Here is a 25,491-nt window from a genome sequence, read left to right as displayed (position 1 = left end):
CCTAAGAGCAAGTCCCGAACAAATCTGCAGTATAGAGTTGGAAAGGTTTTTTGTTTACATGAATAAAGATGACTCGGTCATCGGTGAACTTTCTGAAGAGGAACTGCGAGAGTTAATCCCGCAACTTCAGAATCTTACCGAAAAATATAAGCGCGCTGAAAAAATTCAGAAGGCGCTTTTTGAGATCAGTGAACTAGCAAGTTCAGTGAGTAATCTCGATCGTCTTTATAAAGCGGTGCACGACATCGTCAGCGACTTCATGAACGCTGATAACTTTTTTGTTGCCTTCTTTGACCCAAGTGATAAAAATGTTGATTTTGCCTACTTTGTTGATGTCTTCGATGAAGAGGAAATTACACAAATTCCTTACGAACGCATCATGGATGGTATTACCGGCTATATTCTCAGAAGTGGGAAAAGTTTGGTAGTTACCCAAGAAAATCAAGATACAGTTACTGAAGAAACAGGCATAAAGATGCTAGGAACGCCTCCTGTGGATCTCATTGGTGTTCCTCTGAAGCGCAGTACTGAGGTGATTGGCGCCATGGTGGTGCAGAGCTATAATGAAGATGTACGCTATAGCCAAGACGACTTCGAAGTTCTTTCCTTTATCTCCCAGCACATTGTAACAACCGTCGACAGAGTCAAAAGTCGCGAAGTAACAGAAAGAACCATCCGCGACCGTACCAAACAGTTACGCAGTATTAACGACGACCTACAGGAAGAGATACTCGAAAGACAAAAAATCGAGTCCTTACAAACCGCTCTATTCGAAATATCTGAATTGTCGGCATCACTTGACGATGATGTTCCGCGTTTTTATTCAAAATTACACGATATTCTTGCGCGCCTAATTAGCGCCCCGAACTGCTTTGTTGCCGTGTTAAATAAGGATAAAGACAAGCTGAATTTTCCCTATTTTAGCGACCAACTATATGACTCAGTCGACGAGCGCCCATTAGGCTTGGGTTTGACCGAATATATTATTCGTCGCGGTGAAGCCTCACTTATCGACAACTCAAAGATCCTAGCTTTAGTCGAAGAAGGTGAAGTTGATGTTTCGGTCGCACAAAGCATGATGGAACATAACAACTCTTGGTTAGGTTCACCCCTAGTGATCGACGGTGAAGTACAAGGCGTTATCGGGGTGCAGACCTATGGTAAACTCGAAGATTATGACCAAAAAGATTTAGAGATTTTGCGTTTTGTTTCTCACCATATTGCGGTGGCAATGGAACGCAGAAGAAGCGCAGAGGCGCTGAAAGAGTATAACTTGCAGCTGACGAATAAGGTGCAGGAACGTACTGAAGAATTAAATAAGACAAACGAGTACCTGAAAAGACAAATAGAACAGCGTAAAGAAATTGAATTAAAACTCATTCATGACGCCCATCACGACGCATTAACGGATTTACCCAATCGTGTAATGTTCAATAGCCGCCTGGAGCTCGCTATTGCTAATAAAAAGCGTCATCCTGAAAATCAATTTGCCGTTTTGTTTATCGATTTAGACCGATTCAAAGTGATTAACGACACCCTCGGTCACCACGCTGGCGATGAGTTTTTAGTTGAAGTTAGTCAGCGCATTGCCCTATGTAAACGAGGCCACGATCTATTGGCTAGATTGGGCGGTGACGAGTTCGTTATTCTGTTAGACAATTTCGAAGATATCAAAGCCGTTGAAGAAGTTGCTTCGCGTGTTATCAACTCAGTATCAATGCCATTTACGCTGGACGGTAAAGAAATGTTCAGTGGAGCAAGCCTAGGTATTGCTCATCTTGACAGCAGCTACATGTCAGCCGATGAAGTATTGCGCGATGCCGATGCTGCGATGTATCAGGCTAAAAGCCTTGGTCGCGGTCGATATGTGACCTTTGATAAAAGCATGCGTGAAAAGTTACTTGAAGATATTCATCTTGAAGCTGAGTTTCGCAAGACGCTTAAAAACAAAGGCTTCGACTGCGTGTTGCAGCCTGTAGTTAAGCTAGATGACGAATCTATATTGTATTTTGAATGTACACTACAGTGGCACAACGAAACATTTGGTAAAATAAATCGCGAGCAGTTTTGGCAAATTGCAGATCAATGCGGTATGACCTTAGAGCTAAACCAATTCTTATTAGATGGCGCGATCGGTTTACTTAGTCAGTGGCAAAGCGATCCTCAATATGCAAATCATCGCATAGGCGTTAGCTTATCAGTAGAACACCTCATGCAAAGAGATCTTGTTAATGAGTTGATTGCGCATGTGAAAGGCAGTGTATTTGATGCTAGTAAGCTGCTCCTGGAATTTTCTGAGAGTGCACTTAGCAATCGTTCACAGTTCATATTGCCTGCTATTAAGAAATTAAAGCGCCATGGCTTTGGTCTTATCTTGGACAACTTTGGCAGTGGTGCAGCATCTTTAAATTACTTATTCTCTTATCCGTTTGAGTTTATAAAAATTGATGAACGTTTCATTCAATCTTTCACCCGCTCTGAAAAGAATTTACGCTTTATAGAGTCGGTTATTCTAGTTGCCGAGAAAATAGGCCTGATTGTTATTGCTGAAGGTATATCAAGCAAAAGCAAACTTGAAGGGCTCAAAGGCTTAGGCTGCGAATATGGTCAAGGTGAACTGCTAGGTCAAACTATTCTGCTCGATTTTGTTGATGACGAGACGCAAGACGAAGTCGTGTTATAAAAGATCTCGCAAATTCGCAATCCCTTTAGCGCCTTTTTCTTTTCTTTCATCAGCCGTCGGTTTTTTCTTTTGAAACTCCCATTCCACATCATCTTGTGGCAACTCATATAGGAATCGAGAAGGTTCCGGTTGGATGATTTCACCGAATTGACGACGCTCTCTGGCAATACTAAACACCAGCTCTTTTTGTGCCCGTGTAATACCAACGTAAGCCAAACGTCGTTCTTCATCTACATTGTCTTCATCAATGCTGCTTTGGTGTGGCAATAAGCCCTCTTCCATGCCCACCATAAAGACATATGGAAACTCGAGACCCTTGGATGCATGCAGCGTCATTAATTGCACTTGGTCCGCCTCAGCGTCATCTTCACCGCGCTCCATCATGTCGCGTAAAATCAGTCGATTCACTATTTCAGACAAGCTCATTGGAGGCTCTAGTTCATCGCCCTTCAGCATGCTGTCAACCCAACCAAACAAAGTACTCACGTTAGCCATCGCCATTTCTGCCGCTTTTGGACTTGTACTCTGCTCATATAACCATTCTTCGTAACCCATGGCTTTGATAAAATCACGCAGCACTGCAATTGTGTCTCCGCGGTGAGCGTTGTCCGCCGCCTCAACAACCCAGCGGGAAAACTGTTCAATTGATTGATAGGCTTTTGCGCCCAAAATACTATTTAAGCCGCTGTGGCAACAAGCTTCAAATAAACCCGTTTTATTGGCGTTTGAGAAATGCCCCACCTTTTCCAATGTTGCCCTCCCAATTCCACGAGAAGGTGTATTAATGACTCTCAACAGCGCATTATCATCGTCTTGATTAACTAATAAGCGTAAGTACGCCATCACATCTTTGACTTCTGTGCGGCCGAAAAATGACGTGCCGCCACTGATTTTATAGGGAATACGGTTGGTCATTAAGACTTTTTCGAACAAACGCGATTGGTGATTGCCACGATACAAAATTGCGTAATCGCCATAACCTGTATTGTTCATAAAGCGGTGAGCCATTAGTTCAGCTACCACTTTTTCAGCTTCATGTTCCTCATTTTTAGCGACGACTACTTTAAGCTTTTCACCGTAGGCCAATTCACTAAATAGGCGTTTATCATACACATGCGGATTGTTTTGAATAAGGATATTGGCGTTGTGCAGTATCCGGCCTGACGAACGATAGTTTTGTTCGAGCTTTATTAAGCGCAAGCTTGGAAAGTCTTTTTGTAACAACACTAAGTTTTGTGGCCGCGCTCCACGCCATGAATAAATCGATTGGTCGTCGTCCCCTACCACGGTAAATCTGGCGCGCGGTCCAACTAACAAGCGGACCAATTCGTATTGGCTAGTGTTGGTGTCTTGGTATTCATCCACTAGCAGGTATTTGAGCATACTTTGCCACTTTTCGCGCACCGCATCATTGGTTTTCAATAGCAAGGTGGGCAATAAAATAAGGTCATCGAAATCTAAGGCATTGTAGGCTTTTAAGTGAGATGCATATTCTACGTAGTATTTTGCTTGTTCAACTTCGCTATCACCGCGAGCCAGTTTCAATGCAGCTTCTGGCATGATCAAATCGTTCTTCCAATTGGAAATTTGCGACTGCAATGCAGACAGTAATTCTTTGTCACCATCGTATTCAGCTTCGGTAAGGTCGCGTATTAAACTCATTGAATCTTTGTCATCGAACAATGAAAAGCCCGCTTTATAGCCAAGCTGCAAAACATGTTTTTTGATAATACTTAGTCCAAGCGTGTGGAATGTCGACACTTTCAAACCACGAGCTTCGGCTTTGCCAAGCGTTTGCCCAACCCGCTCCTTCATTTCTCGCGCAGCTTTGTTAGTAAACGTAACTGCTGCAATTTGCCTCGCTTTATAACCGCACTCTCGCACTAAGTAGGCTATTTTATTGGTAATAACGCGTGTTTTACCGCTGCCTGCGCCTGCGAGCACTAGGCATGGACCCGATACATATTCAACGGCTTCTTGTTGGGCGTCATTTAAGCGCATTTAAGGTTCTCAAGTGGAAAAGCTAGGAAAGAAATAAATTATAACAAATGAGCGACTAATAACGCTTTTTTCTTTTTCATTTCGGGCTACAATTATTAATAAGAAACTGAATCAAAGGACTATAGAATGCTCGACCCAAAGAAATTAGAAGAAATAGCGAAGAATATCAGCGATGCCATTCCCGCAGGCGTTAAAAGCATGGCTGGAGAAGCAGAAGGCAGAGTAAAACAGGTACTGCAGTCACAGTTGTCAAAACTTGATTTAGTCACACGCGAAGAGTTTGACGTACAAAACAAGGTATTGATCCGTACGCGAGAAAAATTAGAAGCAATGGAAGCGCGTATTGCTGCACTCGAAGCTGCAAAAGAGTAGTTTAATCCAGGCGAAGCAGTGTTAAAACAGCTATAGCAGTACGCCAAACGCCAAGCCAATGGCAATACTCAAGCCTACCCAATGGTTGTGCAAAAAGGCTGCAAAACAGGCGTCTCTTTGGCGTGTTTTTATTAGTGTAAACTGGTAAGCAAACATCACAGCAGCTGCCGCTAAGCCTAGATAAAAAAGTGAATGCAAGTTAGTCAACCATCCTACGTAGGCTAGCAGCACCAGCGTCGCTATGTTTAATAAGACAATGATGGTCACGTCAAAGCGACCAAAGAGAATAGCGGTAGACTTAACGCCTATCGCTATATCATCTTCCCTATCGACCATTGCATATGCGGTATCGTAAGCCACTGTCCAGGTTAAGTTTGCGATGTAAATCAGCCAAAGCCATGCCGGCAATTCGCCTAGTGTGGCCATAAAAGCCATCGGTATAGACCAACCAAATGCGGCGCCTAATATCACCTGAGGGAAATAAGTATAGCGCTTCATAAAGGGATAAAGGCTCGCCAGAAATAAAGCGCCAATGGATAATATGATGGTCTTTGTATTTAAGAATAAGACTAAAACAAAAGCGCTAGCGACCAATAAATAGAATAACTGAAGCGCTTCTTTCGGTTCAACCTCACCTGAAACAATTGGCCTTGCTTGTGTGCGCTCTACTGCACCATCAACCTTTCTATCGGCGTAGTCATTTATTACGCAACCCGCGGAGCGCATGAGGACAACGCCCATCACAAAAATAAGGCAGATATGTAAAGGTGGCAGACCTTCTGCTGCCCAAAGCAAACCCCACACGGTTGGCCACAACAGTAAATAAATACCGATGGGTTTATCAACTCGCATTAAGCGCCAATAGGCGCCTTTATTTTCCCAATTTAGCAACATTATTTAACACTCGAATTGAGTGAGTCGGCTGATTCAGATATATAACTCGGACAGTCGGGTAAGAATATTTCGGCCACGAGTAAATGCCAGTCTTTGATTTGAAACGCAGATCGTCGGCCCCATAAAACTTCTGTTTCGTGCTCGGTGAGCGGGCCGTCTTCAATACTCGCTATCGGATTGCTAGCCAATTGTGTGATAACAAACTCGCTGCGTACAAAGTTATCGTCATTGAAAATACGTTGCCCAAGTGGTTGATTGCCCAGCGTTGCCCATGTCGTTTTGCATAAGTGCTCAGGTAACACACTGCGCGCAAACACCCATGGTTTACCGTTACCATATAGAATGACTTCTCGGATTTGCCAATCGTGTTTGTCGTAATCCACCAGCGCAGCTTGCTCGCTTTCATCGGCATCAATAGTTGCTTGGCCTAAAACTCTTACCTCAAAGTTATGCGTAAGTGCTTGCAGGCGCTCAGTTAAAGAGCCAGTATGTAGTAACCAGTCAGCCAATTGCTGATTGGGAATGTTGTATTGAGCTGCTTGGTTCCAAGTAGCCTTAATACCTAAAGGAAATTGATTTATTTGCGGCAAGTGATTTAGAAAATTGAGTTTAATCCGATATAATAAGTCTAACACAGCATAGATTGTATCTGCATCCGTATTGTACTTCTCCAGAGGCGCTAACATGACAATATTTAGTAAATTATATGAATCTATGACGGTAGCAGCGAAAAGGCAACTAAGCCTCCACTTCATGTTAAAAGGGTTTCTGCTCGTAAGTGTGGCAGTGTGGTTGCTAGCAACACCTGAATTGGGCCATGCGCAAGACGAAGCGACAAGGCCAACTTATGCCTACGTAGGCTTAGAGCCTGATATCGTTACCAACTATGCTGGCGACAATTCTAATAAACTTGGTTATGTGCGAGTTACCATCGAAATGATGGTTGCAGATCCGTCGAAAATCCTGAGTATTGAGCATCACATGCCGCTTTTGCGGGCTACTGCTATAGAAGTATTTGGCGCGCAGCCTGAAGATAAAATTCGCTCTCTGACCGGCCGAGAAGATATACGCCGATTGCTACTGCAAAAATTCAAAGATATTATGAAACGCGAAACTGGCGAAGATGTGATTGAAAACATCATCTTCACCAAATATTTACGCCAAGGCGGCTAGCTGTGTGGGCGCTTTTTCCCCGCTAGCTGATGCGTGGCGAGAGCCATCAAGCACCCCGATATTAAACCGAATAAATGCGCTTCATTTGCCATATTAACCCATAGTATTTCTAGGTAGCCGAGGGCTAACCAAGCCAGCAAAAAATACACTAGACTATTGGGCAAGCCAATCCCCCAACTTGGGCGCAACCAGCCTATCCACCATACATAGCCAAATAATGCGTATACGACACCAGATAAGCCGCCAAAATTTGGGCCAGAGACAAGAAGCTGCGCAACGTTGGAGCTAATGGCGGCAATCGCAAATATCACAGCTAGCGAGATGGACCCAAAGCTTCGCTCCAACTGTGAACCCAATACCCACCACCAAATTAGATTAAAAACAATGTGGATAACACCAAAATGTATGAAGGCAGGTGTAAACAGCCGCCACCACTGATTGCTTTGTGCAAGTTCGTCCAAGCTGCGAATAGTCAAAGCCTGCAGAATATAATTGAACGCACCAAGATAGCTAAGAAGAAAAACCCCCAAACAAATAAACAACACCAGTGACATAAAGGGGGTAGATTTCAAATCTTGTATCCATGGCGCTGAACCTGAGTTATTTTTTGTAGAGCGCTTTACTGCTGGTTTCGGCTCCTGAAAAGATGACCCTACTTCCCATGCTGCCTGTTGGTACTTACCTTGATTGGGGTTTGACACAAAATCTTCGGCTATTTTTAGCGCTTTGGGCACATCATTTGAGTCGAGCACGACTATTTGATAGTGAAGCTTTTCACCAGCATCGTCACTATTGCTAATAAGCCTATGTTCTTGAGCTTCCGGCTTTCCCTTAACAATATGGACATCAATGCTGGCACTGATAAGGTAATTTGCCAGCAATCGCGCCGGCTTTTTATCAGAGAAGGCTAAAATTGGCGTACCTACTTTACCCCCTGTTTGGTCTTCTCCTTTGCCTAAATCACTCAAGAATTACTTCCCGAAGCATCATTCGTATCAATGCCAGTTTGCGATGGAAACTGTGTTCGCCAAAGTTCAAAACCGCCGTCCATGCTGTACACTTCTTCAAAGCCCTGATGCAACATATATTGAGCGGCCTGCTGACTGCTGTGACCATGATAACAAACCACAATAACCGGCGTGTTGAAGTCATTCGCATCTATAAAACGCTGGATACTGTCATTATTCAAATGAAACGCTCCGGGAATATGAGCTTGCCCAAAGGATTGACCGTCTCGAATATCTACAATTTTAGCTGCACCTGCATCTATCTTAGCTTTCGTATCTTGTACTGAAATATGTGCAAATTGTTCCATTATTCTATCCTTGCCAATCCAATAAAACTTTTCCGCTTTGTCCTGAACCCATTACTTCAAAGCCTTTGGCAAACTCATCAACACTAAATTGATGAGTAATGATCGGGCTCAAATCTAAACCACTTTGCAACAGGCTTACCATTTTGTACCATGTTTCGAACATCTCGCGACCATAAACGCCTTTAATGGTTAAGCCTTTAAAAATCACTTTATTCCAATCAACCGCGACGCTCTGCGGTGGAATACCCAACATAGCAATTTTGCCACCGTGATTCATTTTATCGAGCATTTCGCGAAACGCAGAAGGCACGCCCGACATTTCTAATCCAATATCAAAACCTTCCGTCATACCAAGTTCGTCCATGACGTCCTTTAGGTTTTCAGAGGCGACGTTGACCACTCGTGTTGCGCCCATTTTCTTCGCTAAATCGAGGCGATAATCATTCACATCGGTAATAACCACATAGCGTGCACCAACGTGCTTTGCAACCGCAGCTGCCATGATGCCTATCGGCCCAGCGCCCGTAATCAATACATCCTCTCCGACGAGGTCGAATGACAATGCGGTATGCACTGCGTTACCGAAGGGGTCAAAAATAGCAGCCATATCATCGCTAATATTCGCTGGTATCTTAAATGCGTTAAACGCAGGCAACACTAAGTATTCAGCAAACGAGCCTTGTCGATTGACGCCAACACCGGTAGTGTTGCGACATAAATGTCTGCGACCCGCACGACAGTTTCTGCAGTGTCCACACGTTATGTGTCCTTCTCCTGAAACACGATCACCTAGTTTAAAACCAGCAACTTCTTGCCCTATTTCAACCACTTCACCTACGTATTCGTGACCCACGATCATAGGAACCGGGATCGTCTGCTGTGACCATTCATCCCAATTAAAAATATGCATGTCGGTGCCACAAATGGCCGTTTTACGAATTTTAATCATTAAATCGTTCGGGCCAATCTCTGGCACAGGATTGTCGGTCATCCAAATACCAGGTTCTCTGTGTAGCTTAGCCAGAGACTTCATTTGCTTCGCTTGTGCATCTTTTAATGGTGAATTCATTAAATAACTCCTAGCTCTTTGCCCACTTCAATGAAAGCATCAACCGCTTTATCGATATGCGCAATACTGTGTGCCGCCGACATTTGTGTGCGAATGCGTGCCTTGCCTTTAGGTACAACAGGGAATGAAAAACCGACGACATAAATGCCACGTGCCAACATTTTGTCCGCCATGTCACTAGCAAGCTTAGCGTCGCCTAACATAACAGGAATAATTGCGTGGTCTTTGCCCGATAAGGTAAAGCCAGCATCTTCCATGCGCGTTCTAAAATGCACTGAGTTACGAATTAAGGCATCACGAAGCCCTTTACCATTAGCCATCATGTCAAATACTTTCAGAGATGCCGTGACAATAGGAGGCGCAACTGAGTTAGAGAAAAGGTAAGGTCTTGAGCGCTGACGCAACCATTCGACCACCTCTTTTTTACCTGAAGTGTAGCCGCCTGAAGCGCCGCCTAATGCTTTGCCTAGCGTGCCGGTGAGAATATCAACGCGCCCCATAACATCACAATATTCATGGCTTCCACGACCATTTTCACCAACGAACCCGGTTGCGTGGCAATCATCAACCATGACCATCGCATCGTATTTGTCTGCTAAATCACAGATGCCTTTGAGGTCAGCAATAACGCCGTCCATCGAGAAAACACCGTCTGTAGCAATCAGCTTAAATCTTGCACCGTCTTTCGTTGCTTGTATCAGTTGCTCTTCCAACGCTTGCATATCATTACTTGCATAGCGATAGCGCTTTGCCTTACTCAAACGAACGCCATCGATAATACTCGCATGGTTCAACGCATCAGAAATAACGGCATCGTCTGCTTCTAAAACCGTTTCAAACAAGCCACCGTTCGCGTCAAAGCAAGATGGATAAAGAATGGTGTCCTCCGTACCCAAAAACTCGCTAATTTTTTGTTCCAACTGTTTGTGAATATCTTGGGTGCCGCAGATAAAACGAACCGAAGCAACGCCAAAGCCGTGTGAGTCTAAGCCTGCTTTTGCAGCGGCAATCAAGTCAGGATGATTAGCCAGTCCTAAATAATTATTCGCACAAAAATTGATGACATGTTCATTGTTCGTTACCGTTATATCGGCTTGCTGTTGCGATGTAATGATGCGCTCTTTTTTGTAAAGACCGTCGCTTTTCGCGGCGTCTAATTGAGCTTGAATGTGTGAAATGAAACCTTGCGACATTAATTAACCCTCGAATGAGTGAAAGCGATTGCATGGAGCCTATTGCAGCCCAGCGCTTTGTGAATGAACTTCGTATACGCACATTGTCCAGTATTGTTTACTCAGTGTCTAGTTCACCGAGCGCCCGATCAATCTTTTTCAGTACAGTTTGGACCAGTAAATACGTCATTAAATCTTTACCCTTCGCTCTCGCACCCCAAGGAAGATAAACCCACTCTTTGCCTTTCTGGCCTTTTATTTGAACATCGTAAACCGAAGCTACGCATTCTTGAGATAGATAAGGGCCCGTGCGCCGAAAATTACTATGCGCATACAAACCAACCACAGGCGTTCCCACTGTTGTTGCCATGTGCGCGGGGCCTGTATCTGGCGCTATCACTAACGATGCGTCTGCTAATACCGCTAGCATTTGCTTTAGACTGGTTTTGCCTACCAAGTTCAATGCGATAATATCGGGCGTTTGCATTATTTTCTCTGAAATTGCCAAGTCTAAGGGCCCAGGACCACCGCAAAGAACAATTTTATAGCCTTTTTGTATCAAATGCTGGGCAGCGGCCACATAACCGTGAACAGTCCAGTTTCGTTCTGCCTTCGATGCTGCCGGACTGATAACTGCATACTTACCTAAAGATTCAGTTTGGCTTTTTGCCCATTCCTTATCCTCGTCATCAAGCGGCATGTCCCACTGTAAGGCGTCGTCTTTGGGAATACCTAACTTATCAGCAAACCCCATAAACCCTTCCAGCACATGGGCATACTTTACCGCTTCAATACGTTCATTGGTAAATAACCAGTGTCCTTCTTTACTGCGAGCCCAGTCAAAACCTATTCGACGCTTCGCTTTGACGACACTAGACAGCAAGTTAGCGCGCAACGCCACCTGCATGACAAACATGGCATCAAAAACACGCCCAGCAAGCGCTTGCTTGACCGCTTCTTTCGCTTCTTTACCGCCTTTTTTGTCGTACACAATAAATTCAACGCCCGGCATACCTTTCAGCAGTTGATGCTCTATTTTTCCGATAATCCACGTAATTTTAATGTCAGGCCGATGTTTGCGAATGCGCGTCACCATCGCGACTGCATGGCAAACATCACCAATTGCTGATAAGCGTAAAATGCAAAGTTGAAAAGCTTGGCTCAATTGAATTCCATTAGGCTAAGTACATGATTTTTGATATGTTACACCATATTATTAGTTTTTGAAGCGCACACCAAGAATATGCCAGTGATTGAGACCTTTTCCGTTGGGCCAAATGAGTTTATTTTGTTGCCTAAGCGAAGCACTTGGGCGCCATGCCCTGAAACTCTCAATGACGATTTGAACCGCTTATGCCAACGCTTCGATCCAAGCTGGTTATTGACTGAAAATTTAATTACAAATACCGCTTCTGGCCGCGGCTTAGTTTATTTCTTCTCGGTATCCGGCGAAAATTGCGTCTTACGTCATTATTATCGCGGTGGATTGGTTGCTAAGGTATCTACCGACAAGTTTATATTTCGTGATGTAACACAAACGCGGCCCTATCAAGAGCTTAGCTTGCTAGCGAAATTACATGACGCAGGTTTAAACGTTCCAAAACCTTTAGCTGCAAAGCTACAGCACACTCGCTTTTCCTATACCGCTGACATCATTACCGGCACTATTCCTCGCGCTCAAGAACTGCACAGCAACATTTTACAGCAGGCGCTTGAGCCCTCTGTATGGCATCAGATCGGTGCGACTTTGCGCAAAATGCACGACCTTCAAGCTTGTCACTACGATATCAATGTCAAAAATGTCTTGCTGCAACAACCCAACTCAACTTTACAACAAGAATTATTAGGCGAAAAGACACCGTCGGTTGAAACTTCAGACCAGCCATCGGTAAAGAGCGGTGATGAAACGCAGATAAAAGTGTATCTATTGGATTTTGATGGTTGCAAAATTCGCAGCGGGGACGCTTGGAAAAGTGCAAATTTGGCGAGATTTAAACGTTCTCTAGAAAAACAAAGGGCGAAATTTTCGCCCTATTATTACGATGAAGATTGTTGGAAGTCAGTTGTGCAAGGCTATCAATCCTAGCAACCGCATCAAGCGCTAGTCGAATGCGTAAGTCGCGTTCAAATACAGCAGTGCGTCAACTTCGTTATCCTGCGTAACAAATTTACGTGATTCAATGCTTCCGCCTGCCTTTAGCAACCAGTCGCCGAAGGGGCGTTGATAAAAGCCGCTCAGTTGTAGCAAATCCTCTGTTACGTCGTCAGTTAAAACAGGTGAGGGTCTTGTGCCATCTGGGTTTAATTCGGCTTTGCGTAAAATAACCTCAGCAATGGCACCACCGTCAAAGCGAATGTTAGCACCCACAGTGACTTGTTTGGCGTCACTGTCAAAAGTACTGCCAATCGCTCTTCCTCTATAGCGATACCCACTGGTATATACACCATTCTCATAATAGCAATTGGTGATGGTGCTGCCGTCGCCTGCACATGTAATATTAGTATCGCTGCTTTCTAGGAACACTTTCGCATTCGCAAAATAGGTAGAAATACCAAATAGGTTCGCTTGGTCCGTAATGTTAATGCCACTAACGGCGTCTTCACCAATGCGTTGAGCGTATACAGAAATAGGTCTTTCGAAGAGCTTAAAGGTATATTTGGCGTCAAATCCAGCAAGGTGATTGCCTTGCTTGGTTAAATCAGAATCATCACAAACATCGCGCTCACGAGTGCATACTGCCTGAAATGTAATGACATCAATGAAGTCACTAAAACTATTAGGTTGACCTTCGCCGCCCCACATAGCCGCCCAAGATGCACCAAATTCAAAGCGCTTAAACGGACTAAAAGTAAATCGATTTAACAGCAACTTTGTATCCGGTACGGCTCTGTTGCTCTCGAGCTGCCCCAACTGACTCGTGAAATACCAAGGTCCCATCCAAGATAACCATTGGCTCTCTGATGCAACTGCTGATGAGCGTGAGAGTGCTAACGTTGGGATGGGCCTTGCGTTATTAGACAATATTAAACTGCTTGACTGCGCCGGTCCCCACCATTGATCAATTGAGCCCGCCCGAACGTTCCACTCACCAAATTGATAAGCCAGAAAGCTATTGTCTAAATTCTTTTCGCCGCCGGATTGGTAATTAACGCTTAGTTGACCGCTTAAACGGTCCCAATAAAACTCGCTGGTAACTTTGGCAGAGGCTTTGATATCGTTTATACCATCGAAAGAAGTTAGCCTAGGATCATCACTGGAAGCCTGCAGCTCTAAAAAGGTCCTGCTTTTTTCCTGCTTTTGCAGATTCAAATAGTGGCTTAGTCGCTGCGCAGCCTGTCTTGGCATTTGAGGCATGTTGCGTTCATCTAGCGATAGTATCTGATTGGCAACCCCTTTCCAAGGCACTGGATAGGTAATTAGAGTTGCGTCTAAATAGCCCCACTCCTGCAGTGTTTGTAGATCATAATGTAATTGTTTATCCACCGTGCCAACCCACGGCGAAGCTAAAGCCGATGTGCTGAAGGCAAGAAGTAAAAAGAAAATAGCGAAGGCGCGAAACATCACGAAATAAATCCAGTCCATATAGTAAAAAATCCACACACGATATTATCGCATTGGCCTGTAGTTAAACACTTTTTATCGATAATTAATTGCAATTATTGCCCCGTTTCAGTTACTGTCACTCCCCTACTCTCAACTAACACCACAGGCATATTAGGGATGACACAAATTAAAGCAATTTATCCTGGCACATTTGACCCCATCACTAACGGCCACTCTGACCTTATCGGTAGAGCATCGAAAATGTTTTCACACGTGATGGTTGCTGTTGCATACAATCCCAACAAGCAACCATTGTTTAGCTTAGAAGAAAGAGTTGAGTTGGTGAAGCACGTTACACGGGATTTACCGAACGTTGAAGTAAAAGGCTTTACTGGTTTACTTGCCGATTTAGCCCGTGTTGAAGGCTCAAACATACTTATTCGTGGTTTACGCGCCGTTTCTGATTTTGAATTCGAATTTCAACTCGCTAACATGAACCGACGTCTTAACCGTGATCTTGAAAGCGTATTCTTAACCCCATCCGAAGAAAACTCGTTTATTTCTTCTACCTTAGTTAAGGAAGTCGCATTACACCATGGCGACGTCAGTGAATTTGTTGCGCCAGAAGTATTAGAGGCGTTAGAGCAACGTTTACATCATAAGAAGTAATCAGTTATGTTCAGTGAAGCATTAACATCATACTAAGCTTAGGTTTGTCAGTGTAGATTTGTAGCTACAAATCTACTTTCTATTTTTGACACTGGATACAGTAAAACGTATTACGTTGACCAATAACGACAGAACGAATAGGTGTTTCACAAATTTCACACGCTTCACCAGCACGCCCATAAACCAGCAACTGCTGTGCAAAGTAGCCCGGGTTGCCATCGGCTTGGGCAAAGTCCTTTAACGTTGTTCCACCTTGACTGATTGCATTCGCTAACACCTGTTTAATATTCTCTGTCAGTAATTTGTAGCGTTTAAGGCTCACTTTTCCTGCCGCTCTACGTGGGTCAATACCTGACTTAAACAGCGATTCATTAGCGTAAATATTCCCAACGCCAACTACCACAGCATTGTCCATAATGAAGCTCTTAACTGGCGACAGCTTGCCTCGCGATTTACTAAACAATACTTTAGCGTCAAACTCAGCGGTCAATGGTTCGGGGCCTAAGGAGCGCAATATCTTCAAAGGCGGTTCAGTTGGCGATTGCCATAAACAAGAACCAAAGCGGCGCGCATCGTTAAACACTAACTTCTTACCTGTCATTAATTCTATTTCAATATGATCATGCTTTTTGCGCTCAAGGTGCGTATCAACCACCCGCATCTTACCCGACATCCCTAAGTGCATGACTAAGGCGCCAACGTCAGTGTTGATGAATAAATACTTTGCTCGGCGCGTCACTGAGTTAATGGTTTGTTGGCATGCAAGCTGCACCTCATATGGCACAATCCATCGCAATTGTGGCTGATGAACGACAATTTTACTAATGACATTGCCTTCCAAAAAAGGCGCAATACCCAGTTTAGTGACTTCGACTTCAGGTAATTCTGGCATGGATTAAGTTACCACTGAGTAAGTTGTTCAACTGTCGGGAAGTCTAATAACATCACTTCATTGTTGAACATTAAATAAGTTTGCTGATTAATCGTCTTTATAGGTAGTACAAGACCATTTCGTTCACCCGCTAGCCATAAAACCACAACGACATCGGGTGACTCCAATACCTCTGCCGTTACCTCATATTGTGATTTGACGAGCGCTCTCTGCCAGTTGTCGACTAACTTAGCTAAGGCATCGGAGCGTTCTTCTAAAGATTGCTCATTTGCTAAGGGGCTCGAAGAAGATAAGCGCCACGTTTGACCCGCACGTTCAATCACATATTGATCAATTTGCAAACTAAGTAAGAGCCCTCCTTCTTCTATAATAGGCACAGGGAAGTCAGAGTCATCTGATTTAAAGCTACTTATATTCAATATGAGGATCATCGCCAACATGGCAAAGATAATCACGTTGTTCCACGCTTTTTGCGATAGTCGAACCATTTACATCCCTAGTTTTACGCCGTAGATTGTCGCTAGATTAATATCTTGCTGCGCCGAACTAGAGCTCCTGTTCGGTGCCCTATTCAGAACTTCCAATAAGAAAACTTCTTTCTGGCTTTTAAGTTGCGAATAAAATTGTGCGGCTTTTTTTTCATTTTATACATGTTTTGTGCAGCTTGCTCGACAGCGAGCAAAACTCTCTCTGCCGACTTACCGTCCGTATACGGGTGAGTGTACTGCCCGAAGTCTCTAATTGCGTTCATGAGCTCTTCGGGTTGAGCAAGCGCATATTCTATCGCGCTTTCCAGTTGTTCTGGGTCAGTGATATTATGCAAATACGGCGTTGGCGCTTCATTGTTAACGGTCACAACTGGCTTGTTCAACAGCAGATAGTCGGTAATCATAGACGAGTTATCACCCAGCATCAAATCCGCTTCAACCATATGCGGAGCAAGCTCATCTGTTTCGATAAAGCTTAAATTTTCATGCTGAATCTTCTTGTATGCCTCAACCGTTTCTTTCGCCATTTTAGGATGAAAAGTCACATTCCATTTCCATTTTGTATTGTGCGATAGTTTTTCGATGTATGGCAATAATGTAGGTGCTTGCGTCATTCTTGGTGAAAACGTAGAGCTAAACAAAATCACTGGCTTTTCATTCACCTTTTTGTCCGCTAACAAGGATGAAAAATACGGATCCATTTTGCAATAGCCCGTTTCGATAACTTGGAAGTGCTTATGTTTTTTCGCCAGTGCTTGAAATGTGGCAGTGGATGACTCGCCGTGAGTACAATACAAATCAAAACAATCTCTAATAATAAAATGATAATTTAGATTATCTTTCTTACGCTTTTTGAAACCAACAAAGCCATGGAATATGCCTACTTTTAAACCAGGCAAAAAAGTGGGAACCATGTTGCCTGGCACAAAAACAGCAAATGGGTTGAACGCGATTGCATCTTCAATATTGGTAAGTACTTGCTCATTCGGCCTGAAAAAAGAAACGTTTACATTAACGCCAGCATCTTCTGCAAACCAAGCGACGTCCCCACCTTGGCGCCAAATTTCACTTTGTAAAGGGCGCAAAACTTCAAATGAGTAATTTTGAGAGATGTAAAACAAATATTTTTTCATTAGTCTATTAAGTAGAACAGCACACTTACCTATTAGACAGGTAGACGCGCAATTGATCAATAGAGTTTATTAACAACAAGGGAGTTTGTGTTCTTGCTTGTGGTTTAACTCCATGATTGCTTATTTCTTTGCATGTATTCAATGGAGCAACAATACATTGCAAGCAACAACAATCTAGAAGCAAAAAACCCAGCAAAAGCCGGGTTTTTGTGGAGACAAAATGCAAGTTAATTACTTGATTTTTGCTTCCTTGAACATAACGTGTTGGCGAATTTTAGGATCATACTTTTTGATCTCCATTTTGCCAGGCATATTACGCTTGTTTTTGTCTGTGGTGTAGTAGAAACCAGTACCAGCAGTAGAAACTAATTTAATTTTATCTCTCATGGTAATTCCTTAAACTTTCTCGCCACGAGCGCGGATATCAGCTAATACTGTATCAATGCCCTTCTTATCGATAATACGCATACCTTTAGTAGTAAGGCGTAATTTCACGAAACGGTTTTCACTCTCAACCCAAAAGCGGTGAGTTTGAAGATTTGGCAAAAAGCGACGACGAGTCGCGTTTCTAGCGTGTGAGCGGTTGTTGCCCGATAAAGGACGCTTACCTGTAACTATACAAACTTTTGACATCTTATTGTCTCCAGAAAAACTGTTTGCCGTCTAACCCAAGCAAACAAAAATTGCTGTTAAACGTCTTTAATAATGAGGGCGCATTTTATACAGCAAACAACAGCCCAATTCAACAAAAACTTCACGTTAGGGCGATTTTTTTGCGTTTTTAACGGATTAACGGTGGTTTCTCACCTACAATGCAAAGATTGACTACAAATACTTATTCACAAAAGTACTTTTGTATCACATCGAAAAAGTTAAAACTCTACACACTCCATTAGCCGCAGTATAACAAATTATCGACAAGCGAGAGTCTTTATTTTGGCTAAATTATTGATTGAAAATGGCCTGTTAATAAGACGGCTAGTTCGAACAATATAGTTGGCTTTTACCTGCTGTATTCAGGAATTTCCTCAAGCCCAACTTATTATTTCTACAAATTGAAGTGCCGTCGCTGTTGACCGCTTTCGCTTTTATATTCAGGTAAGCGAAAAGAGAGCTATCGTTTGTTTAGTTTATGTAGTCGTTTCTTAAGTTCTTTTTTATTTTTAAAAAGAAAGTAAAACCCACTCACTACTTTTTTTGGAAAACTTTGTTTTGCTTTTTTACGGTTTTGACCTTTATCAATTTCGCTGAAAAGGTTGTGGTCCGGCGCGACGGTGTAAGGCTGTAAACCAAACACACAAAGCTCAGACTTCCACCAATACTGTAGTTCAACATCAACGGGCCGAGTGACCTTTGAACTATTAGCCAACAACTTCTTTGCACCCGCGAAGCTAATAACTTGTGCACAAGAACGAATGGGTACCTTGTTGTAGGTCACTAGCGAAAAGTCTGCAACTGGAATGCAATGCTCAACCTTACGTTTAATCGGTGCTTCGGCGAGCTTAATTAGATCCCAAGGTTCGTTGAACAATGCGATAGCGTCTAAACCTTGCTGGATACCCTCTTGTAATAAAATATCGTCTTCTAAGATAACCGCATAATCTAGCTTTTCATCTACAATTCTTTGCCAAGTTTGAACATGACTTAAATAACACGCAATTTCACCCTCCGTCATACGCTTGTGATACGACGACTTATTAAAGTCATAAACATCACTTATAGTTGAGTTCTGCATATCGTCGCCATCGACCGCCTCGATGCGTTCATATGGAAGACCGTGAGCATCAAGCTGGCGCGCGCAGGCCGCTAGTCTTTCCGTAGACCTCGCCAAATTAATTAGGTAAATTTTCCATTTTTTCATGTGCGTTTATTTTTTCACGTGTGATAAATAGCTATAACAGTCCTCGTTGCGCGAATGATACCGCAGTTCCGTCACCGATCACAAAGTGATCTAGCACTCTTACATCGATTAATTCCATTGCTCGCTTAATTCTTTCGGTTATTTGTATGTCGGCCTGACTGGGTTCTGCCACACCACTGGGGTGATTATGCGCTAAGATGACCGCGGCAGCATTGTCCTCTAAGGCTTGTTTAACTAATTCTCTAGGGTAAACAGCTGCACTATTAATTGTGCCCCTAAACATATGTCTAAAGGCGATTAGCTGATGTTGACTATCAAGTAGCAACATCGAAAATACTTCGTGGGGTTTATCGCGTAACTCAGCCAATAAATAGTTTGAAGCCGCGTCGGCCTGTGTAAAGCTATGAGGCTTGAGTAAGTTTTCCGCGAGCGAACGTTTGGTTAATTCAAAGCAAGCCGTTAGGGTTGCATATTTTGCCACGCCAAAACCAAGTGTACCGGTGAGTTGCGTCTTACTTGCGCTCATTAAAGCCCGCACAGAGCCATATGTTCCAAGGGCTTCACGCGCAATCTCGACTGCGTTCTTGCCTTTGATTCCGGTGTGAAGAACAATAGCAAGTAGTTCGGCATCGGATAGCGTTTGAGCGCCAAACTGCAGTAATTTTTCTCTTGGACGCTCAAATTGAGGCCAATTAGTGATTTTCATATTTCCCTTCCTTGGTTAACTTTGTCACAATACTGTTCATCTACTCCCTTGATGAACGAATGCAACGCACAGTTGTACTCGCTATAGCAAAATATGCAACTTGAACAAAAGAACGTTTTACTTGGTATTAGTGGCGGCATCGCTGCATACAAAACTCCAGACCTTGTGCGTAAATTTATTGCTCAAGGTGCCAATGTTAGAGTTGTCATGACTGACTCAGCGAAGGAGTTTGTCAGTCCGTTAGCCTTACAAGCGGTATCCGGAAACAAAATAAGCAACAGTTTATTAGACGAAGATGCGGAAGCGGCTATGGGTCATATTGAGCTAGCTCGTTGGGCTGATATTTTTGTCATTGCTCCAGCAACGGCCAACATCATGGCGAAACTGACTCACGGTCTAGCTGATGATTTGCTTACCACCTTGGCCTTAGCCACCAAAGCACCGATTGCTATAGCACCTGCGATGAATCAGCAAATGTGGGCTGCACCGGCAACCACGGAAAACCTGCAGAAATTGCAGCATCGAGGCGTTTTGCAAATTGGTCCTGCTAGCGGCGAACAAGCTTGTGGCGACATCGGTTACGGCCGCATGTCTGAGCCCGAGGACATTGTTACCTTTATAGCTAACTATCTTGCTGGGCAAACAAACAATGAAGAAATAAGTAATGAGCAAATAAACCATCCGCCGAGTCTATTTGCCGGTAAAAAAATATTGATCACCGCAGGTCCAACCCGTGAAGCATTGGACCCCGTTCGCTATATATCAAATCACAGCTCAGGAAAAATGGGTTACGCAATAGCCGAAGCGGCTCAAAAAATGGGGGCTGAAGTAACACTCGTCTCAGGCCCTGTAAGTATCTCACCACCAGCTAATATCGAGTTAATATCAGTTATTAGCGCGCAAGAGATGCATGACGCTGTTATGGCGCATATTCAAACGCAAGACATTTTCATTGGCTGCGCTGCCGTTGCTGATTTCAGACTTACGGACATTCCAACACATAAAGTGAAAAAGAAAGCGGGCCTCTTAACGCTTTCATTTGAGCAAAACCCTGATATTCTAAAAACGGTTGCTGCGCTCTCAAATCCGCCATTTACACTTGGTTTTGCTGCCGAAACGCATGACGTCGAAGCCTACGCTAAGGGCAAACTTGAGCGCAAAAAATTAAATATGATCGCGGCGAATGATGTGTCATCATCTGATTTAGGATTTAATTCTGATCGAAATGCACTCACGGTCATTACAAAAAACAATACCATCAGTTTACCTGCTGCTAGTAAATACGCATTAGCTATTGAGTTACTGAAGCTGTTGAATAATGAATATTCAGCCAATCAAAATAATAAGAAAAGTAAATAGGTACCATCATGCCCGCAATAAAAAAACCCAATAGGCGCGCGCAGATCCTGCAAGCTCTAGCAGGAATGTTAGAAAATAATCATGGTCAGAGGATCACAACAGCTAAATTGGCTGAACAAGTGGGTGTTTCGGAGGCGGCCTTATATCGTCACTTTCCAAGCAAAGCACGGATGTTCGAAGGCTTGATTGAGTTCATTGAAGAAACCCTTTTTTCACGCATCAACAAAATTATGGATGAAGAAAAAGAGGCCGCAACCCGCATCCAATTAATAATGCACCTTATCCTCGGTTTTGCTGAAAAGAACCCTGGTATTTCTCGCTTACTCAACGGTGATGCACTTTTGGGTGAGCAAGAACGTTTGCGCGATCGTATCGCCAAATTGTTTGAACGCTTAGAGTCACAGCTTAAGCAAATACTGCGTGAACGCAAACTGCGAGAAGGTAAGTCATTAGAGGTAGATGAAGCGATCCTTGCCAATATCTTGATCTGTTTTGTTGATGGCAAAGTGAATCAATTTGTTCGTACAAAGTTTCAACGCACACCAACACATCAATTTGGTGAGTATTGGTCAGCAATTAAAAATCACTATCTTGTAAACTAGATTAGCATCTACCAAAAAAATACGGCATTTAAATTCGTATCGTTTGCATAGTATTTACTTTCAATTTTGAAGAGGACAGGAAGCTGAAAACGGTCATTACTTTTGGTACTTTCGATGTGTTTCATTCTGGGCATGTAAATATATTGCGACGTTCGAGAGAGATGGGCGACCGTTTAGTAGTTGGCATTTCTTCTGATCAGCTAAATTTTAGCAAAAAAGGCCGTAATCCAGTTTATCCATTGCGAAGCAGAATGAATATTCTTCATGCTATTAAGTACGTAGATCAGGTATTTGTAGAAGAATCTTTAGACTTGAAGCGTGAATATATTATTGAACATCAAGCGGATATTTTGGTGATGGGTGATGATTGGACCGGCAAGTTTGAAGAGTTTCGAGATATTTGTGAGGTCAAGTACCTGCGCAGAACGCCCTCTATTTCTACCACGGAAATTATTGAAGTAATCAAAGATATCTAGGTATCAGATTACTTGCTCTCTTACCAAAAACTGTCGTTGTTGAACTAGCAGCTATTAGAGTACGTGAGTAATTTTTTCAGTCAGCTAACAGAAAATTGACGATACGCTCACTGCATTTTCCGTCTGTCTTTCCTGCCATCGACAGTGTGATCTCTTCCCTTAATGCTGACTTTTCATCTTTGTTAGCCAAGCAATAATTTACTTTCGATAACACTTCACTAGGTGACTTCGCTCGATCGCAAAGCTGCTCGAATAAACTGATATCCTTGTCAATACGCTTTGCAAACCTGAATTTAAAAAGCCCTCGGTAGCTCCATCTTATATGGTAGAAATCACACCAAACGACCGGTTTATCTATTGCGGCGAATTCAAATATTGTCGATGAAGCCTCGGACAAAAGAACATCTGATATTTTCATAAAAGGTAATAATGAGTAACAGTCGAGAGAACAAAGATAAACGTTCTCGTAAGCTGACCAAGCCTCCAAAATAGCCCGTTGTTTAGCATATTTTAACTTTGTTAGACTGAAAAAGTGAGGTTTAATAATGAGGTTATAATTACTCAATTCTTGAGGCCAGTTTTTACTAAAACACTCAATGCTTGAAGGATAAAAAGTGGGAGCGTATAGCAAGGTTTTTTTACTTGGATCCAATCCTAAAGATAGTAAGGATATTTGCTCTTTCTCATTGTTAAATAGTGGATCCAATTTAGCATAACCGACATCAACAAAGTTTGAATCAGGAAACATTTCCTGCAGTCTTTGCTTACGTGTATCGCCTTCAACGAACCTAACATCAAACGGGAATTCGCTAGAGGAATAGTAGCAAGACTTCGGGCCGATACCGTGTTGCATAAAAGCGATTTTTACGGGTGTTTCTTTTAAGACTGTATAGTTACTGGACGGCGACTTCCCGAAAATAATCCAGTTTGGGTTGCGTCCGACATAATATTCGAGGGCCTGTTTCTCGTCGCTGACAACAACATAATCAAAACCTTCAGCATCGAGGGCCTTTTTAGTGATTTCAACTACGTCATTTCCATCGTATATAACAAACCGCACCTTTGTGCCTCTGCTAGACAATACTTGAGCAACAGGTAAGAACTGCGGCAGATAATATAGATGTAAAAGGTCGAAATGAACGGTTTTCATATTCAAGCCGTTGATATTAAGATTGAAATGAGTCTATCAGATATAAGTGCTGCATAAAATACTACATTAGTTCATCCAAAAAACCTTACCGCGTAAGCCGATACCTGAACTGCACTTGCCAGTGCGCAACAATCTAGTGCAGCCACTGGCAAGGAATTCACGAATCGCAGTGAGGTCTTTACCTCATCAACTTATTATTTAGCGAACGTTTCGCCAAAAAAGTCACCTTCATTCCAACTTGGCTTTTTTGCTTGATTAGCTAGCGCTAAACCAATTTGAAAGTTAACTTCGGTGAAGGTGTTAGCTGCTTCCCATTTGAAAGGCTGGCTCATATCGTCACCTGGCTTATGGTAGTTGGTCGATAAAAACTCACCAAAGACTTTACTACCATCAATATTAGGATCCTTTGATTGTAAACCCGGTACCAAGAAAACAGCAGGGATTCCCTGTTTAACGAAGCTGTAGTGGTCAGAACGTGTGAACAAGTTTTGCTCTGGCCAAGGATCATCACTTAAAGTAAGACCGACATTTTTTACGGCCGCTTCAACAGAAGCTTTCATTGAACTGTGATTAGCGCCAAACGCAATAACGTCAGCAAACTCATAAGTAAGGATGGGCATGTCTAAGTTTACATTTGCGACCATGCTGCCCACCGGCACAGTTGGATTGCGTGCATAATAGTCAGCGCCCAATAGTCCTTTTTCTTCACCAGTGACTGCGATGAAGATAATAGAGCGCTTTGGAGCTACAGGCAGATTCGCAAACATGCGCGCCGTTTCCATAAGCACAGATGTACCACTCGCATTATCCATTGCACCATTGTTAATCTTGTCTTTTTTAACAGTTTTAGCAATACCAATGTGATCAGAATGCGCAGAGAAAACCACGTATTCATTTTTCAATATAGGGTCGCTGCCTTCTAAAATGCCAATGACATTTGGGCTTGAAAGATCTTCGTGCGTGGTTTCTCTTTTCAGATTAACCGTTATGGGTAGATCAAAGCCTTTTGGTGATTCATCATTTTCCAATTGCGCAAAAATATCAGCGATAGGTGTTGGGCCTTGTGCAAATAATTTCTCAGCTGCAGGTAAACTCAAATAAGCACCCGCTTTTAATTCAGGTTCTACATTGGCTGGTACGCCGTCATCCTGCACCCAACGCATACGCGGTGAGTAAATGTAATTTAGTGAGTTTTTATAAGGTCTCGCTTTTTCATTGCTAGGCGTTGTTAGCGTTATATAACCTATTGCTCCACGCTGCGCTGCATACTTTGACTTTTCCGAGCCAGATGCAACGTGCGCACCTTCCTCTGAAGGGAATGACTTTGGCTTACCTGATAAAACCACTACAATTTTACCTTCAACGTCGAGTCCTGCGTAGTCGTCATGATTTAAGTTTGGCGCCACGATACCGTAACCGACAAAAACTAATGGAGCCGTTACATCAGATTGTGTTGAGACTAAATCAGGGCTGCTTAAAAAGTCATCTGGATAGGACAACTCAAAACTTTCTTTAGGGCCTACAACAGAAAAAGTAGGAGACTCTTGAACGAGTAAACCTTTGCGAAAATTGATGCGCTGCACATAGCTGGTTTTGCCATCAACTTCGTCGCCCGCTGGCATTAAGCCATACTTAGCAAATTCACCGGCAATATACAAAGACGCAATTTCATGACCTTGCGAGCCAGTTTCACGTCCTTCTAGTAAATCATCAGCTAAAAAATGCATATGAGATTTAATATTCTCCACGTTCGGCGCTGCCGTAAATGAGGCATTAGCAGCATCAGTTTTGGATTGATAGTTAGCTGAACAACCTAAAACTAATACGCTAGCCGCTGCGGCGAATGTAGTTTTGATTAACATGTTTATAGGGCGCTTCATATAATCTTCCATTGGGAGAACAACCTTAGGTTCTCAGTAGTTAGTAGTAATT

At 43.1% G+C, this 25,491-nt stretch carries 26 protein-coding genes; 8 read left to right on the top strand and 18 right to left on the bottom strand.

Going from position 1 to position 25,491, the window contains the following annotated elements:
- Positions 1–58: 58 nt before the first annotated feature.
- A complete protein-coding gene (locus GNIT_RS00345; protein WP_014107106.1) occupies positions 59–2,683 on the top strand; it encodes a sensor domain-containing phosphodiesterase in 2,625 nt (874 codons plus the stop codon).
- Here the strand turns inward: GNIT_RS00345 and rep are convergent.
- Positions 2,678–4,684 (bottom strand): DNA helicase Rep, encoded by a 2,007-nt coding sequence (rep, locus tag GNIT_RS00340; protein WP_014107105.1) that lies wholly within the window; start codon positions 4,682–4,684, stop codon positions 2,678–2,680. The genes GNIT_RS00345 and rep overlap by 6 nt on opposite strands.
- A gap of 126 nt (positions 4,685–4,810) precedes the next feature.
- Between rep and ubiK the strand changes: the two genes are divergently transcribed.
- Complete coding sequence (gene ubiK / locus GNIT_RS00335) at positions 4,811–5,056, top strand: ubiquinone biosynthesis accessory factor UbiK (protein WP_014107104.1); 246 nt, start codon at positions 4,811–4,813, stop codon at positions 5,054–5,056.
- Positions 5,057–5,086: 30 nt separating this feature from the next.
- On the opposite strand, the gene ubiA is transcribed toward ubiK, so the two are convergent.
- Both ubiA and GNIT_RS00325 read right to left on the bottom strand, forming a co-directional pair.
- Complete coding sequence (gene ubiA, locus GNIT_RS00330) at positions 5,087–5,950, bottom strand: 4-hydroxybenzoate octaprenyltransferase (RefSeq protein ID WP_014107103.1); 864 nt, start codon at positions 5,948–5,950, stop codon at positions 5,087–5,089.
- Complete coding sequence (locus GNIT_RS00325) at positions 5,950–6,636, bottom strand: chorismate--pyruvate lyase family protein (protein WP_083822399.1); 687 nt, start codon at positions 6,634–6,636, stop codon at positions 5,950–5,952. The genes ubiA and GNIT_RS00325 overlap by 1 nt, the downstream gene beginning before the upstream one ends.
- A 67-nt stretch (positions 6,637–6,703) precedes the next feature.
- Here GNIT_RS00325 and GNIT_RS00320 point away from each other — a divergent pair, with 67 nt between their 5' ends.
- Positions 6,704–7,123 carry a flagellar basal body-associated protein FliL gene (locus GNIT_RS00320; RefSeq protein WP_014107101.1) on the top strand — a complete coding sequence of 140 codons (420 nt, stop codon included), beginning with the start codon at positions 6,704–6,706 and terminating at the stop codon, positions 7,121–7,123.
- Here GNIT_RS00320 and glpG read toward each other — a convergent pair.
- From glpG to GNIT_RS00295, 5 genes are all read right to left on the bottom strand, one after another.
- Complete coding sequence (gene glpG, locus GNIT_RS00315) at positions 7,120–8,091, bottom strand: rhomboid family intramembrane serine protease GlpG (RefSeq protein ID WP_014107100.1); 972 nt, start codon at positions 8,089–8,091, stop codon at positions 7,120–7,122. The two genes, GNIT_RS00320 and glpG, sit on opposite strands and share 4 nt — an antisense overlap.
- Positions 8,088–8,438, bottom strand: coding sequence for a thiosulfate sulfurtransferase GlpE (glpE, locus tag GNIT_RS00310; RefSeq protein ID WP_014107099.1), 351 nt, complete (start codon positions 8,436–8,438; stop codon positions 8,088–8,090). The genes glpG and glpE overlap by 4 nt, the downstream gene beginning before the upstream one ends.
- Before the next feature lie 4 nt (positions 8,439–8,442).
- The gene (tdh, locus tag GNIT_RS00305) at positions 8,443–9,471 is read right to left on the bottom strand and encodes an L-threonine 3-dehydrogenase (protein WP_041246516.1); all 1,029 of its coding nucleotides are present in this window, start codon (positions 9,469–9,471) and stop codon (positions 8,443–8,445) included.
- A gap of 35 nt (positions 9,472–9,506) precedes the next feature.
- Entirely contained in the window at positions 9,507–10,700 is a 1,194-nt protein-coding gene (gene kbl / locus GNIT_RS00300) for a glycine C-acetyltransferase (protein WP_014107097.1), read from the bottom strand.
- Between the two features lie 97 nt (positions 10,701–10,797).
- Entirely contained in the window at positions 10,798–11,844 is a 1,047-nt protein-coding gene (locus tag GNIT_RS00295; protein WP_014107096.1) for a glycosyltransferase family 9 protein, read from the bottom strand.
- A 78-nt stretch (positions 11,845–11,922) separates the two neighbouring features.
- On the opposite strand from GNIT_RS00295, the gene GNIT_RS00290 reads away from it, so the two are divergent.
- Positions 11,923–12,765, top strand: coding sequence for a 3-deoxy-D-manno-octulosonic acid kinase (locus GNIT_RS00290; RefSeq protein ID WP_014107095.1), 843 nt, complete (start codon positions 11,923–11,925; stop codon positions 12,763–12,765).
- A 15-nt stretch (positions 12,766–12,780) separates the two neighbouring features.
- On the opposite strand, the gene GNIT_RS00285 is transcribed toward GNIT_RS00290, so the two are convergent.
- A complete protein-coding gene (locus GNIT_RS00285) occupies positions 12,781–14,262 on the bottom strand; it encodes a capsule assembly Wzi family protein (protein WP_014107094.1) in 1,482 nt (493 codons plus the stop codon).
- Positions 14,263–14,400: 138 nt separating this feature from the next.
- On the opposite strand from GNIT_RS00285, the gene coaD reads away from it, so the two are divergent.
- Complete coding sequence (gene coaD, locus GNIT_RS00280; RefSeq protein WP_014107093.1) at positions 14,401–14,892, top strand: pantetheine-phosphate adenylyltransferase; 492 nt, start codon at positions 14,401–14,403, stop codon at positions 14,890–14,892.
- A 79-nt stretch (positions 14,893–14,971) separates the two neighbouring features.
- Here coaD and mutM read toward each other — a convergent pair whose 3' ends face one another.
- The 7 genes from mutM to radC form a co-directional block, all read right to left on the bottom strand.
- Positions 14,972–15,784, bottom strand: a complete 813-nt coding sequence (mutM, locus tag GNIT_RS00275) for a bifunctional DNA-formamidopyrimidine glycosylase/DNA-(apurinic or apyrimidinic site) lyase (RefSeq protein WP_014107092.1) — start codon at positions 15,782–15,784, stop codon at positions 14,972–14,974.
- A gap of 8 nt (positions 15,785–15,792) precedes the next feature.
- Positions 15,793–16,272, bottom strand: a complete 480-nt coding sequence (locus tag GNIT_RS00270; RefSeq protein WP_014107091.1) for a hypothetical protein — start codon at positions 16,270–16,272, stop codon at positions 15,793–15,795.
- 83 nt (positions 16,273–16,355) lie between these two features.
- Entirely contained in the window at positions 16,356–17,405 is a 1,050-nt protein-coding gene (locus GNIT_RS00265) for a CDP-glycerol--glycerophosphate glycerophosphotransferase (protein WP_014107090.1), read from the bottom strand.
- Between the two features lie 231 nt (positions 17,406–17,636).
- The gene (gene rpmG, locus GNIT_RS00260; RefSeq protein WP_014107089.1) at positions 17,637–17,792 is read right to left on the bottom strand and encodes a 50S ribosomal protein L33; all 156 of its coding nucleotides are present in this window, start codon (positions 17,790–17,792) and stop codon (positions 17,637–17,639) included.
- A gap of 9 nt (positions 17,793–17,801) precedes the next feature.
- Positions 17,802–18,038 carry a 50S ribosomal protein L28 gene (gene rpmB, locus GNIT_RS00255; RefSeq protein WP_014107088.1) on the bottom strand — a complete coding sequence of 79 codons (237 nt, stop codon included), beginning with the start codon at positions 18,036–18,038 and terminating at the stop codon, positions 17,802–17,804.
- Positions 18,039–18,519: 481 nt separating this feature from the next.
- The gene (locus tag GNIT_RS00250) at positions 18,520–19,266 is read right to left on the bottom strand and encodes a glycosyltransferase family 25 protein (protein ID WP_014107087.1); all 747 of its coding nucleotides are present in this window, start codon (positions 19,264–19,266) and stop codon (positions 18,520–18,522) included.
- 31 nt (positions 19,267–19,297) lie between these two features.
- A complete protein-coding gene (gene radC, locus GNIT_RS00245; protein WP_014107086.1) occupies positions 19,298–19,972 on the bottom strand; it encodes a RadC family protein in 675 nt (224 codons plus the stop codon).
- 93 nt (positions 19,973–20,065) lie between these two features.
- Here radC and coaBC point away from each other — a divergent pair, with 93 nt between their 5' ends.
- From coaBC to GNIT_RS00230, 3 genes are all read left to right on the top strand, one after another.
- Entirely contained in the window at positions 20,066–21,331 is a 1,266-nt protein-coding gene (gene coaBC / locus GNIT_RS00240) for a bifunctional phosphopantothenoylcysteine decarboxylase/phosphopantothenate--cysteine ligase CoaBC (RefSeq protein WP_014107085.1), read from the top strand.
- An 8-nt stretch (positions 21,332–21,339) separates the two neighbouring features.
- The gene (gene slmA / locus GNIT_RS00235) at positions 21,340–21,933 is read left to right on the top strand and encodes a nucleoid occlusion factor SlmA (protein WP_014107084.1); all 594 of its coding nucleotides are present in this window, start codon (positions 21,340–21,342) and stop codon (positions 21,931–21,933) included.
- 83 nt (positions 21,934–22,016) lie between these two features.
- Entirely contained in the window at positions 22,017–22,409 is a 393-nt protein-coding gene (locus tag GNIT_RS00230; protein ID WP_041246241.1) for an FAD synthase family protein, read from the top strand.
- A 76-nt stretch (positions 22,410–22,485) separates the two neighbouring features.
- On the opposite strand, the gene GNIT_RS00225 is transcribed toward GNIT_RS00230, so the two are convergent.
- A complete protein-coding gene (locus tag GNIT_RS00225; RefSeq protein WP_014107081.1) occupies positions 22,486–23,559 on the bottom strand; it encodes a CDP-glycerol glycerophosphotransferase family protein in 1,074 nt (357 codons plus the stop codon).
- Positions 23,560–23,753: 194 nt separating this feature from the next.
- The gene (locus tag GNIT_RS00220) at positions 23,754–25,421 is read right to left on the bottom strand and encodes a M28 family peptidase (protein WP_041246514.1); all 1,668 of its coding nucleotides are present in this window, start codon (positions 25,419–25,421) and stop codon (positions 23,754–23,756) included.
- Positions 25,422–25,491 lie beyond the last annotated feature (70 nt).

Origin of the sequence: Glaciecola nitratireducens FR1064 (assembly GCF_000226565.1) — a bacterium.
Lineage (GTDB): Bacteria > Pseudomonadota > Gammaproteobacteria > Enterobacterales > Alteromonadaceae > Glaciecola > Glaciecola nitratireducens.
Note: the sequence above shows the minus strand (reverse complement) of the source record. Positions and strands in the feature narration are given on the sequence as shown.

Bases quoted from the DNA above. Each gene is read 5' to 3' on its own strand.
- ubiK (WP_014107104.1), top strand. From the start codon at position 4,811: ATGCTCGACCCAAAGAAATTAGAAGAAATAGCGAAGAATATCAGCGAT.
- rep (WP_014107105.1), bottom strand. From the start codon at position 4,684: ATGCGCTTAAATGACGCCCAACAAGAAGCCGTTGAATATGTATCGGGT.
- GNIT_RS00265 (WP_014107090.1), bottom strand. From the start codon at position 17,405: ATGAAAAAATATTTGTTTTACATCTCTCAAAATTACTCATTTGAAGTT.
- GNIT_RS00285 (WP_014107094.1), bottom strand. From the start codon at position 14,262: ATGGACTGGATTTATTTCGTGATGTTTCGCGCCTTCGCTATTTTCTTT.
- GNIT_RS00320 (WP_014107101.1), top strand. From the start codon at position 6,704: ATGTTAAAAGGGTTTCTGCTCGTAAGTGTGGCAGTGTGGTTGCTAGCA.
- GNIT_RS00250 (WP_014107087.1), bottom strand. From the start codon at position 19,266: ATGAAAAAATGGAAAATTTACCTAATTAATTTGGCGAGGTCTACGGAA.
- coaD (WP_014107093.1), top strand. From the start codon at position 14,401: ATGACACAAATTAAAGCAATTTATCCTGGCACATTTGACCCCATCACT.
- kbl (WP_014107097.1), bottom strand. From the start codon at position 10,700: ATGTCGCAAGGTTTCATTTCACACATTCAAGCTCAATTAGACGCCGCG.
- radC (WP_014107086.1), bottom strand. From the start codon at position 19,972: ATGAAAATCACTAATTGGCCTCAATTTGAGCGTCCAAGAGAAAAATTA.
- GNIT_RS00345 (WP_014107106.1), top strand. From the start codon at position 59: ATGAATAAAGATGACTCGGTCATCGGTGAACTTTCTGAAGAGGAACTG.
- rpmG (WP_014107089.1), bottom strand. From the start codon at position 17,792: ATGAGAGATAAAATTAAATTAGTTTCTACTGCTGGTACTGGTTTCTAC.
- GNIT_RS00325 (WP_083822399.1), bottom strand. From the start codon at position 6,636: ATGTTAGCGCCTCTGGAGAAGTACAATACGGATGCAGATACAATCTAT.
- GNIT_RS00270 (WP_014107091.1), bottom strand. From the start codon at position 16,272: ATGGTTCGACTATCGCAAAAAGCGTGGAACAACGTGATTATCTTTGCC.
- GNIT_RS00220 (WP_041246514.1), bottom strand. From the start codon at position 25,421: ATGTTAATCAAAACTACATTCGCCGCAGCGGCTAGCGTATTAGTTTTA.
- tdh (WP_041246516.1), bottom strand. From the start codon at position 9,471: ATGAAGTCTCTGGCTAAGCTACACAGAGAACCTGGTATTTGGATGACC.
- slmA (WP_014107084.1), top strand. From the start codon at position 21,340: ATGCCCGCAATAAAAAAACCCAATAGGCGCGCGCAGATCCTGCAAGCT.
- rpmB (WP_014107088.1), bottom strand. From the start codon at position 18,038: ATGTCAAAAGTTTGTATAGTTACAGGTAAGCGTCCTTTATCGGGCAAC.
- mutM (WP_014107092.1), bottom strand. From the start codon at position 15,784: ATGCCAGAATTACCTGAAGTCGAAGTCACTAAACTGGGTATTGCGCCT.
- glpE (WP_014107099.1), bottom strand. From the start codon at position 8,438: ATGGAACAATTTGCACATATTTCAGTACAAGATACGAAAGCTAAGATA.
- GNIT_RS00290 (WP_014107095.1), top strand. From the start codon at position 11,923: ATGCCAGTGATTGAGACCTTTTCCGTTGGGCCAAATGAGTTTATTTTG.
- GNIT_RS00225 (WP_014107081.1), bottom strand. From the start codon at position 23,559: ATGAAAACCGTTCATTTCGACCTTTTACATCTATATTATCTGCCGCAG.
- coaBC (WP_014107085.1), top strand. From the start codon at position 20,066: ATGCAACTTGAACAAAAGAACGTTTTACTTGGTATTAGTGGCGGCATC.
- ubiA (WP_014107103.1), bottom strand. From the start codon at position 5,950: ATGTTGCTAAATTGGGAAAATAAAGGCGCCTATTGGCGCTTAATGCGA.